The sequence below is a fragment of the Pseudoalteromonas sp. P1-11 genome, from assembly GCF_001399995.1.
Classification (GTDB): Bacteria; Pseudomonadota; Gammaproteobacteria; order Enterobacterales; family Alteromonadaceae; genus Pseudoalteromonas; species Pseudoalteromonas atlantica.
Genome location: NZ_LJSP01000010.1, coordinates 75,294 through 86,617, shown reverse-complemented (window position 1 = coordinate 86,617; position 11,324 = coordinate 75,294). Strand labels below are relative to the sequence as shown.

General features: G+C 42.9%; 10 protein-coding genes. 2 read left to right on the top strand and 8 right to left on the bottom strand.

Annotation, left to right across the window (positions count from 1 at the left end):
* Positions 1 to 9: 9 nt before the first annotated feature.
* The 4 genes from AN390_RS15480 to AN390_RS15465 all read right to left on the bottom strand — a co-directional run bounded on the left by AN390_RS15480 (position 10) and on the right by AN390_RS15465 (position 4,415).
* Positions 10 to 2,883, bottom strand: a complete 2,874-nt coding sequence (locus AN390_RS15480) for a TonB-dependent receptor (RefSeq protein ID WP_055255296.1) — start codon at positions 2,881 to 2,883, stop codon at positions 10 to 12.
* A gap of 166 nt (positions 2,884 to 3,049) precedes the next feature.
* Entirely contained in the window at positions 3,050 to 3,667 is a 618-nt protein-coding gene (locus tag AN390_RS15475) for a LysE family translocator (RefSeq protein WP_055255295.1), read from the bottom strand.
* The gene (locus AN390_RS15470) at positions 3,668 to 3,850 is read right to left on the bottom strand and encodes a hypothetical protein (RefSeq protein ID WP_008168146.1); all 183 of its coding nucleotides are present in this window, start codon (positions 3,848 to 3,850) and stop codon (positions 3,668 to 3,670) included.
* Positions 3,851 to 4,016: 166 nt separating this feature from the next.
* The gene (locus tag AN390_RS15465; protein WP_029773150.1) at positions 4,017 to 4,415 is read right to left on the bottom strand and encodes a DUF3224 domain-containing protein; all 399 of its coding nucleotides are present in this window, start codon (positions 4,413 to 4,415) and stop codon (positions 4,017 to 4,019) included.
* Positions 4,416 to 4,506: 91 nt separating this feature from the next.
* On the opposite strand from AN390_RS15465, the gene AN390_RS15460 reads away from it, so the two are divergent.
* Positions 4,507 to 6,285 (top strand): ABC transporter transmembrane domain-containing protein, encoded by a 1,779-nt coding sequence (locus AN390_RS15460; RefSeq protein ID WP_055255294.1) that lies wholly within the window; start codon positions 4,507 to 4,509, stop codon positions 6,283 to 6,285.
* Here the strand turns inward: AN390_RS15460 and AN390_RS15455 are convergent.
* Positions 6,282 to 6,914: an OmpA family protein gene (locus AN390_RS15455; protein ID WP_004587548.1), complete on the bottom strand. Its 633-nt coding sequence runs from the start codon at positions 6,912 to 6,914 to the stop codon at positions 6,282 to 6,284. The two genes, AN390_RS15460 and AN390_RS15455, sit on opposite strands and share 4 nt — an antisense overlap.
* Positions 6,915 to 7,129: 215 nt before the next feature.
* On the opposite strand from AN390_RS15455, the gene chrA reads away from it, so the two are divergent.
* Complete coding sequence (chrA, locus tag AN390_RS15450; protein ID WP_055255293.1) at positions 7,130 to 8,284, top strand: chromate efflux transporter; 1,155 nt, start codon at positions 7,130 to 7,132, stop codon at positions 8,282 to 8,284.
* Here the strand turns inward: chrA and AN390_RS15445 are convergent.
* The 3 genes from AN390_RS15445 to AN390_RS15435 are packed head-to-tail and all read right to left on the bottom strand — an operon-like array spanning position 8,244 to position 11,324.
* Positions 8,244 to 9,500 carry a mechanosensitive ion channel family protein gene (locus tag AN390_RS15445; RefSeq protein WP_029773670.1) on the bottom strand — a complete coding sequence of 419 codons (1,257 nt, stop codon included), beginning with the start codon at positions 9,498 to 9,500 and terminating at the stop codon, positions 8,244 to 8,246. The genes chrA and AN390_RS15445 overlap by 41 nt on opposite strands.
* Complete coding sequence (locus tag AN390_RS15440; RefSeq protein WP_055255292.1) at positions 9,497 to 10,417, bottom strand: acetyltransferase; 921 nt, start codon at positions 10,415 to 10,417, stop codon at positions 9,497 to 9,499. Before AN390_RS15440 ends, AN390_RS15445 begins: the two co-directional genes overlap by 4 nt.
* A gap of 28 nt (positions 10,418 to 10,445) precedes the next feature.
* Positions 10,446 to 11,324: an acyltransferase gene (locus AN390_RS15435; RefSeq protein ID WP_004587544.1), complete on the bottom strand. Its 879-nt coding sequence runs from the start codon at positions 11,322 to 11,324 to the stop codon at positions 10,446 to 10,448.

The following is an 11,324-nucleotide window of genomic DNA, read 5'->3' as shown; positions in this document are numbered from 1 at the left end:
GTTTGCTAATTAATGACTGTATGTAAAACCAAGGTAGAACTGACGACCAAAGTACTGAGTCGTCCCTGTTCGTTGCTCTGAGCCAAAGTAACTTTGGGTTGGTTCATCGGTTAAGTTATTAACTTGCAAAAGCATTGTTAGCGAGTCGCTAAAGCGATAAGAGGTTTGAAAGTCGACTACGGTTTCGGCATCAAAATTAACTACTTGCTCGTTAATGGCAACCTGCTCCGATACAAATTCATCGCGGTAACGCACATTAAGGCGGGTTTCAAAATCATCCATTGAGTAAAACACCGTGGCATTAAGCACGTTATTAGAGAGCCCAGGTAAAGATTGCGCTAATGTATCGCCCCCTAAACTGGTAATCGATTCAATTTCACTTTCGGTGTATGAGTAACTTGCGTTAGCGCCTAAGCCATTAAATGGCGAAGGTAAAAAGGTAAACACTTGCGTATACGCAAGCTCTAGCCCTCTAATGTAGCCACCTTCACCGTTATTAACTGCCGTGGTGTAAATACCGTTAGTTGTGGCAACTTGCTCGCTACTGACAGGGTCTTCTATAAAGTCAGGGACATTAAAGCCATTGCCTTTAAAGTCGAAGTTTTCGATTGATAAGATTTCAACAAACGAGTCTATATTTTTATAAAATAACGCCGCAGCGACAGTGCCGTTACCTTCTTCAAAATAATATTCGTAAGATAAGTCGTACTGGTCAGCATAGAAGGGTTTTAAAAATGGGTTGTTATTACTTGAACCGTTAATAACACCATCATCACTTACGTTTGCGCTGGCATCGCCCGCTAAGCGGTTAATTGGCGCACGCGACATTACTTTAGCCGCAGCAAAGCGTACAAGTGAATTGTCGTTAAGTTGCAGGTTTAAATTTAATGATGGTAAGTAGTCGGTGTATTTAGTGCCTAATACATTAGGTGCGTATAAATTATTTACAATGCCGTTCTCATCAACAATATTTTGTGCACCTAAGCGCGCATCGCCTGCTACGTTTTCTAGTACGGTTGCCGATTGGTCGGTTTCAACGCGGCGCACACCCACATTACCCGATAAGTCGAGCCCGGCAATTTGCGTGTTAATGTTTACCATAACGTACGCAGCTAGCACATCTTCAAACACCGAGCCGCTTTGCAGCACTGACCACGAATAGTTAGTTGTGTAACCTTGCGCGTCGTCTACGCCATCGGCGTTGCCCCATGTTTGAACAGGCTCTGGCGTACCATCTGGAAACCATGCGTTAAGTGCTTTGTCTAAATCAATGGCTAAATACGACGGGAAGTAACTAAACTCGCCCTGCCAGTCAACCACTGACGCCATATCGTCGGTTAAACGCAAAGGGGGTTGCGTTGCTGAAAACGCCCCGTCGTTACCGTACTCAAATACCGAGCGTTTACGGCTGTATTCTCTATCTGAGTAGCGCGCACCAAACTCTACTGAGCTAAATATGTCGCTTTCTAGCTCGTATTTAAAGTCGAGCCTAAATGCCGTTACTTCATCTTCTGTTTGATCTGGGTAAATACCGTATTTGCTGACCATTACACGGTCTATATCACTAAAGGCGGCTGCCTGATTAAACCCAACGTCAGGTAAATTTAAGCCGTTTAATTGATAGTTAATTGCTACGTTGTTATCAAATACTGGCGTTTCTGCATTGGCATCTTCTGCTACTAAGCTCCACAGTAAGCCATTTCTAAAATTGCTTTTTGCGCGAGAAAGCGACACATCGGCATTTACGTTTAGTCTATCGGTTACCTGCCAATCAGCATTCACGCCAAAGCTGTCTACTTCGTCAAAGTCTTGGTTGTCGTCGTTCACTATTTCAACGCGGGTATAACTTTGCGAAGTGCGGTTAACCGCTGCGCCTATTACGGCATTACCATCAAGCTGAGCGTTAGCATATGCAGCTGTTGGCCCGCCTAATTTAACCCTCAGACCGCGAGCAAATGACTCTTTATCAAAGCGCGATAAAAACGCATCACCTTTTAATTTAAAATTATCTACCGGCGCCCACTCTATAGCTGCTAAGTAACCATTACGGGTTTCTTCGCCGCCTAAATGCTGTAGCTCAAAACCTTCGCTAATGTATTCGTTTTCTGGGTTAGCTAAAGGGCCATTGGTGTCGTTAGCTGCGCCATCAACGTCTTTTGTGTCGTTGTACGCAAGGCCAATAAACTGCGTTGCTACACTTGGCTGAAACAAACGCGCATAGCCCAGCGCTACGCCTAATGTGTCGTCTAGGTATTTGCCTTGATACGAAAAACTAATTCGATCGCCAAATTCAGTGGCATCCGATACCTCTGAGGCGCGGTCGTTATACATACCGCGCACATTAGCTACAAATTTATGCGTTTGATCATTATTAAGTGGACTGGCGGTTTCAAGCTCTACCGTACCGGCCACGCCACCTTCAATAAGCGATGCCTTTGGCGATTTGTATACCGCCGCAGAGCTAATTAATTCTGACGGATATTGGTCAAACTCAATACTGCGGCTGCCACTTGTAGATACTTGCTCGCGGCCATTAAGTGTTGAAAATACAAACCCGCCCGACAGCCCGCGTATATTAATTTGCGCCGCTTGCCCACCCGTTCGCACCGCTGAAATACCAGGTAATCGTGTAAGTGCATCGGCCATTGAAATATCAGGCAGTGCCCCTAAATCATCGGCAGAAATTTGTTCTGACACCGTATCGCTAAAACGCTTTTGATTTAAAGATTGAATTAAACTGCGGCTAAAGCCTCGCACTTCAATAATTTCTAAATCTTCAGCTTGTGTGCTGGGTGATTGATTTGTTGAGTCTTCGTTTGCAGCCAATGCACTATTAGCGGCAAATAAAGCCAGCATAAGTGCACTTAGTTTAAACTTGTCCATGTGTGTGAACCTTTGAGTTATTGTTGTCAGGTGTTGCTGTGTTGTTTAAAACACAACCAATAAATTGTAACTAAAAGGTAAAATTAATGTGATGAATACGTATGCAGGGCATGAGGGTTAGGCTGCAGGGGCATGTAGGCTCGCGCCCCTGCATCGGGAACGCGATTTAAAGGCTTAGCACCACTCGTATCGCAAGGGCAATAAATACGACTCCCAGTATTTTATCAAGCCACGGACTTTGCTTGGTAAAGCCAAAGCGATTTTTTGAAACCTCTGTCAGCAACGCCACCAGCAAATACCAGCCGGTATCAATTACAAACACGGTTAAACACATAATTATACCCACGCTTAAAGTAAGTAGCTGAGGGTCAATAAACTGCGAGAACAAGGCTAAAAAGAAAATAGCGAGCTTGGGGTTCAAAAAGGCAATAGCAAAACCATCTTGTAAAGCTTGGCCAGCACTTACTTCACTTTTTTGTACTTCTAGTTCGTTATTGCTCGGTTTTGCTAGCAATATTTTTATACCTAAATATGCCAAATAGGCTGCGCCTAAATACACCAGTATTTGATAAACAGTCGGAAACTGCATCATTAAAGCGCCTAGCCCTAATAACGATGCACCTGCGTATAACCCCACACCGGTACCATGGCTGAGCGCAGCAAGCATTCCGTTTTTCATACTGCCGTTAAGTGAGTGCTTTAAAACCACCGCTAAACTTGGTCCTGGCGACATTGCCCCCATCATACAAATAGCCGCTAGGCTTAACCATACTGTAAATGTCATTTAAAGCTCGTCAATTTCAATAAGTAATGTATAACCGTGCACTTGGCCATAAAAACCTGTCAATGGCACTGCGTTTATTACTTTCCAGCCATCTTGATTTAATTCCTGTATGCGGTCATTCAATGCGGCTATATCTACGCCACCCAAAAAACGGGTCTTTCTAAATTCGATTACTTTTTGCATTTTAATCCTTGTGTAGCTTATACCTATTCGCTTATTTAAGTGATCTTTTTTGAGGACGGAAAAACGTGTTGATAGCTAGGCAAAAAATTCGCTATTTAGTTGTTCTTAACGCAGGTAGCGACACGTTTAGGCCCGCAAAATGATTAAGTAATATTGCGGATTGGTATTATAAGGTGTATTCAAAATCGTAGTAGTGAATCCCTTGCTCAATACGTATTTTCATACTGCCCGTTAACCCTTCTAGCTCATGAGTGCCTGAATCGGGAATTACATTTAAAATTAGGCTGTCTTGGCCTTTATCCATAGTACCAAAATGCTGTAATACAAAGCTGCCTTGCTTACCTTCAAGCTCGCCTATTACTTGCTCTATGGCAACATAACCGGCACTGCCTTGTGTAGGAGTCATGGCGCTTAACATTTCGCCTTGGCTGGTGGCATTTAAGCTGCCTTTAAATGTTTTATCTATCGACATACGCCCTAAATTAACGCCGTTTTGGCCGCTTGCGTAGCCTTCTATTGGGGCCAGATTTACATTAAATTCTCCACTTACGGTTGCAGTAGTCATAACGTTTCCTTATTGATGCTAATGTTTAAAAGTATTGATTTTTATTATCTTAGTGCCATATCTATACCTTAACCTTTAAAAAGAATCCACTATGTCAAAAACAAGCCCTAAGCCCGAAAAAGCCGCCTTTAGTAGTTTATTACCTATTTTTGCGTTTATTAAACCGTATAAATGGATGGTAGTGGCCGCACTTGGCGCCCTTTTAGTCACCGCTGGTGTTAACTTATCATTGGGCCAAGGGGTTAAGTTTGTCATAGATCATGGCTTTATTGCTGGCTCCCAAGCGCAGCTACAACAAGCTGTATTAGTGCTTATTGGTTTAATTAGTTTATTGGCCGTGGGCACCTTTAGCCGCTTTTATTTAATGTCGTGGATTGGCGAACGAGTTAGTAACGATATTCGCAAAGCGGTGTTTAATCGCATTGTTACCTTGCACCCAAGTTACTTTGAAGAAAACCGCAGTGGCGAGCTTATGTCGCGTTTAACAACCGACACCACCTTGCTGCAATCGATTATTGGCTCTTCCTTTTCTATGGCGCTGCGCAGTGCATTAATGTTAGTGGGTGGCTTGGTAATGCTATTAGTGACTAACTTAAAGCTTACGCTCGTAGTGGTTGCGTGTGTGCCGCTGGTATTAGTGCCGATGCTGGTATTTGGCAAAAAGGTTCGCAAACTTGCAAGTTCTAGCCAAGATGCAATAGCCGATATAAGCACCTATGCCGGCGAGATCATTCAAAATATTAAAGTAGTACAAAGCTATAGCCACGAACAGCGTGAGCAACACGCCTTTGCACTTGAAACCGAAAAAGCCTTTAACGTTGCCAAAAGCCGTATTAAACAGCGCTCTTTTTTAATTGCTGCGGTAATATTTTTAACCTTTAGTGCGATTAGCGTAATGCTCTGGGTAGGCGGTAGTGATGTACTGGCAGGCACCATGACAGGTGGCGAGCTAGGTGCATTTGTGTTTTACGCCATTATGGTGGCCATGTCGGTGGCTACCGTAGCCGAGGTTTACGGCGAGCTACAACGAGCTGCAGGGGCGGCAGCGCGCCTACTTGAATTACTGGCCGTTAAAAGTGAAATAGAAAACCCTGTCACTCCACAAGACGAAAAGCTATTAATAAAGACTGACAGCCCCGCCATTGCACTTGAAAATATTAGCTTTAACTACCCATCTCGCCCCGATGTAAGCGCACTTAACAAAATAAGTTTAACAATAGAGCAAGGTAAAACAGTGGCTATTGTAGGCCCCTCTGGCGCAGGTAAAACGACGTTATTTGAATTACTACAGCGCTTTTACGACCCTGCTCTCGGCGCAATTAAGTTTCATGATGTAAATATTAAAGACATATCGCTTACCACCCTGAGGGACAAAATGGGCATGGTGGCACAAAACCCTATTTTATTTAGCTCAGATGTAATGCATAACATTCGTTACGGCAACCCAAACGCCACTGACGAGCAAGTATATGCGGCCGCCAAACATGCTCATGCCGATGAATTTATTCAGCAATTACCGCAAGGTTATAACAGCTTTTTAGGTGAGCAAGGCGTAAGGCTATCGGGTGGGCAAAAGCAGCGTATTGTATTGGCACGCGCTATTTTAAAAGACCCAGAAATACTGCTTTTAGATGAAGCCACCAGTGCACTCGATGCGCAAAGTGAGCACCACGTACAAGCCGCGCTTGAGCATTTAATGCAAAATAGAACAACGTTAATTATTGCCCATAGGCTGGCAACGGTTAAACATGCCGATGTGATTGTAGTAATGGAAAATGGGGAAATAAAAGCAACAGGGAGCCACCAGCAATTGCTAGCAAGCTCCCCTTTGTATCAGCGTCTTTGTGAATTGCAGTTCAACAAAAACTAACCTTCTGTGTTTGGCACTATTTGAATTTCTACACGGCGGTTTTGAGCTCGGCCATTAGCGCTATCGTTAGTGGCTATTGGGCGGGTTTCGCCGTAGCCTGTAGTGCTAATACGTGCAGCCATAATTTGCTGGTTTACTAAGTAATTTTTAACGCTTTGCGCACGCTCGCGCGACAGGTTCATATTGTAGCTGTCTTTACCTGTGCTATCTGTGTGGCCTTCCACGCTTAGGTAGGTTTTTTCGTATTTGTTCATTACTTTAGCGATGGCATTTAGGGTATCGTTAAAACCTGATGAAATATAAGATTGGTCTGTCGCAAAAGTAATGTTAGATGGCATAACTAAACGTAAGTTATCGCCCTCACGTACAACTTCAACCCCTGAGCCTGCTAGCTCATCACGAAACGCTTCTTCTTGCTTATCCATGTAATCACCTACAGCAGCACCCGCTAGTGCGCCAATAGCAGCACCAATAAAGATACGCTTATCTTTATGATTACCCGTTGCTTTACCTAATACGCCACCTGCGGCTGCACCAATTGCGGCGCCCTTGCCTGTGTTGTTCATTTCGCAACCACTTAGCAATACAGCTACTACGGTTACGCTTAAAAGTGATTTAGTTAACGTCATGTGATGTCCTATTCATTAAGAATTATAAAGCGAGTATGCAAATACATGTATGAACAAACTATGAAGAGCATGTTAAAAGCAGTTCGCTTTATACCAATCCACTTAATTAAGTGGATTGGTATTATTTGTAGATTACGAATTAATGTATGCATTTAATAAAAGTGTCATACTCCTTTGTGACAATTTAATGAACTTTAAAAAAGGATATGAGCTCAATGTTAGTCGCTATTTTTAGACAGTTTTTTTTACTTGGCTGCATGAGTTTTGGTGGCCCTGCTGCCCATTTAGGCTATTTTAAACGCCACTTTGTAGACACATTAAACTGGTTAAGCGATACCCGCTACGCGCAGCTTATTAGTTTAAGCCAAGCGCTGCCCGGGCCTGGTTCAAGCCAAGTGGGCTTTGCAATTGGTGTGGAGCGGGCGGGGGTTATTGGTGGCATTACCGCATTTATCGCTTTTACCTTACCGTCTTTTTTAATCATGTTGTTATTAGCGGTAAGCGCGCATCAGTTTGATGCTGTTTACTTTGCTATTATTGCGGGCTTAAAACTGTTTGCGGTTGTTATTGTGGCCGATGCAACACTCACTATGGCAAAAAGTTTTTGTACCAGCGCTGCGCTCAAGCTTATCGCAGTAATGAGTACCTTGGCTTTATTATTATTTCCTTTACTTGGCACGCAAATAGCTATTTTAGTGAGTGCCGCTGCTATAGGCGCAATTTGGCCTCTGTTACAGCTCAACACCCAGACTGAGCCTAAAGCAGATACCAAAAGCGCGTTTAGGTGGCTCCCTTTAGGCTTATTTGTATTACTACTCGCTATTAGCTTTATACCTTTAGGTGATGACCTTGCTTTGTTTGCTCCTTTTTACCAAGCGGGCGCTATGGTATTTGGAGGCGGGCATGTGGTATTGCCTGTATTGCAAGCTGGCGTACCAGCGCTAAGTAACGATCAATTTTTAAGTGCGTATGCCAGTGCTCAAGCTATCCCTGGCCCCATGTTTACAATAGCTACTTACTTAGGCGCGCAACTCACTTCAGAGCAACCCTTAATAGGGGCCATAGCTGCAACCCTACTTATTTTTACACCGGGTTTTTTATTAATGCTGGCGTTTCAAAGAAGCTGGTTAAACCTGGCAAGTAAACCTCGCTTTGCAAGCTCTATTGCGGCGCTTAACGCTGCCGTAGTTGGCTTTTTAGCGGCGGCTTTGTACTCACCTATTTGGACATCAGCCGTTCACAACCTATGGCAGGTTGCATTGGTTATTGCTGCTTTTGCATGGCTAAGAATGAAAAAGCCACCTATTTGGTGGCTATTAGCTTTATTTATTAGTGTGGGCCTTGTTCAGCACTATTTGCCATTACTTTAAAGGTCGGCTTATCGGTTTGCTGTGCATTTGGCGGGCTTAATTGCCCGCTAACACTTTGATACGCTCTAAGACCAAATACTGGCAACACTGCCAATAAGTGATCCATAATTTCGGCTTGTAAATGCTCGTAAGATATCCAGCGTTTGTCTTCACTAAAGCAATAAAACTCAATCGGTAAGCCGTGGTTCATGGGTTGTAGCTCACGCACCATAAGCGTCAATGAGGTATTTATTCTGTTATGCTGCTTTAAATAGCCCTCGGCGTAGCGGCGAAACAAGCCTAAGTTAGAGACCGGATCAGGCAACGAGGCAACACGTATATATTCATGCAGTGGTATAGCTGCATCTATTTGTTTTCTAAATTCGTCACTTACTAAGCATATACTGTGCATATCAATATTAAGCGAGCGCTTAATACGTCGGCCGCCAGACTCTTGCATTCCTCGCCAGTTTTTGAACGACCCTGCTACCAGCATATAAGTAGGAATAGTCGTAATGGTGTTATCCCAGTTACGCACTTTTACGGTGTTTAGCCCTAAGTCTATTACTTCACCGTCGGCGCCGTAGTTTTCTACTTGAATCCAATCGCCGTAAGTAACTAATCGGTTTGCCGCAATTTGAATACTGGCTACAAAGCCTAAAATAGTGTCTTTAAAAACCAATAAAGTAACAGCGGCTATCGCACCAAAACCCGACAAAATATAGGTAGGCGATTTTTCAAGCACAATGCTGACTATTAAAATTGCACACACAATAAAGGTGATCAGCTTAACAACTTGTAATAAGCCCTGAATTGGCACTTCGCGGGCAAAATCTAGCTGGTTATAAATAGCGCCGGCAATGCTTACAATGCTGCTAAAAATAAAGCCTACATGAATAATTAATATACCTTGGCCAATGGTTTTTAGTATTTCGGCACTAAGCTCATTAACAGGGTAAACGCTGTCGAAGGTTGCTAAAAAAAGCACGCTACATAGCATACCGGCTATGCGCTTATTAAGTTTTGTGAGCAACGGAGAAAGTAACCCTATGCGCTCTGGAGATAACTTAGTCACCACTTTTTGAATGCCTGGCAGCATTAATCGGCGTGTAAATAAATACACCACTAACAACGAAAAAACACCAATAGAGGCTGCAGTAATTGCACTTAAAAAATCTGCGTCGGGTACTTTTTCAAACCAAGGAGCGATTAGCTCCTGCAGGTGGGTATTGGTCATAGTGTTTCTATTTCCTTACAAATGGGTGGCTCAGGTAAATCGTGTTGGGCATAAATGCTGGCAAGTTGCGCGTCTTTAGCAACCCATAGCTCATTAACGTACTTTTGAAAGTGGCTTCTAAATGCTTTGTCGTGTTGGTAACTACCTAACATTTGCTGGTTTATAGCAACTACGTCAATAGAAACATAAATTGAATCAAGCTCGCCCTTTAAAATATTACGACAAACATGGCTTGTGCTGCCGCTGTACACCACACTGGTATTTAGCATGGCGTCAAATTGCTCGCCAAGTACCTCAAGTGCAAAGGCAATCCCGCCCGCTTTGGGCTTGAGTAAATGTTTAAACGGGCTTTGCTGGCTTGCATGCTTTGCGTGCGTGTAGCGGGTGCCTTCAACAAAATTAATTATGGTGGTGGGATTGTTCCTAAAATTACTACAGCTTTGCTTGGTACGCTCAATATCTAGCCCTTTAAGCTTGGGGTTTTTAGCAAGCTGCGCTTTAGTTACGCGCTTCATAAAAGGCATGCCCATAGCCCATGCGCCAGAGCCAATAAATGGCACATACTTTAATTCGTCTTTTAAAAAAAACTTTGGTGCTGGTAATACATTAATTGAGCTAAGCACCACAATATCTAACCAGCTCATGTGGTTACAAATTAGTAAGTACCAACTTTTTGAATTTACATCGCCGTTTATGTTTACTTTTATGTTGGCGCAGCCCAGCCACAAGCCAAACCGATTGCCATTACACCAGCCTCGGTACACGCTATGCAGTATGGTGTTAATTATAGAAAAAGGCAGGACAAGCTTTATTAACCCTAGCATTAATACTAAGGTGCCAAAAATGATTACATTTGAAAAAATCACGCAGCCTACAATTAAGCCGCTGAGCCAATTTGGTAACCACTTTTTTAGCATAATCGTAAGCCCATTTTTTATTACCTTATTATTTATGGTTTTGTTCGAGCTGCAAAAGCGTGTGCTCTTTTTCTTCCCATAAACGGTTTAATTCACTTTGAAAGCCGACTCTAAACTCAGAGTCGCCAGTGTAATCACCAATCAACTCCTCGCTTACTGGGCGAATGTCTACATGCACATTAATTTGCTTCACTTTGCCGCCGGCAAAGTCCATAAACGTAGGGATGCCATCGGGGTAATGAATGGTCACATTAACCACTTTAGATATCTGCTCACCCATGGCTTGCATTACAAATGCGATCCCGCCTGCTTTTGGCTTTAATAAATGCGGAAAAGGGCTATTTTGGCGAGCATGCTTTTGTGTTGTAAAACGTGTACCTTCTACAAAATTAACAATGCTTACTGGCATTTCTTTAAATTTTTCACAGGCTTTGCGGGTTGTTTCTATGTCTTTACCACGTAGCTTTGGGTTCTTTTTTAGCTGCGCTTTGCTGGTGCGGGTCATAAACGGAAAGTCGAGCGCCCACCAGCACAGACCTAAAATTGGCACGTAAATAAGCTCTTTTTTTAAAAAAAAGTTTAAAAAAGGTATTTTTCGATTAAATACACGCTGCAGCACTAATATATCTACCCAGCTTTGATGATTAGCAATTACTAAGTACCAGTCTTTTAATTTGGTTTCTTCAAGGCCGGTAACGTTAATTTTTGTTGGCGTGAATAAGCGTTGGTTAATGCTATTAACCGACACCCAAATAGTGGCACACTGTTTAGCAACCCAACTTAGAAGCTTTTGCATAGGCTTGATAGGGATTAATTTTAATAGCCCACAAACAAAAATAGGCACAAACCAAATAAGTGTGTTTATTGTATAAAGCATAATACTTAATACACTGCGGATTACTGACAT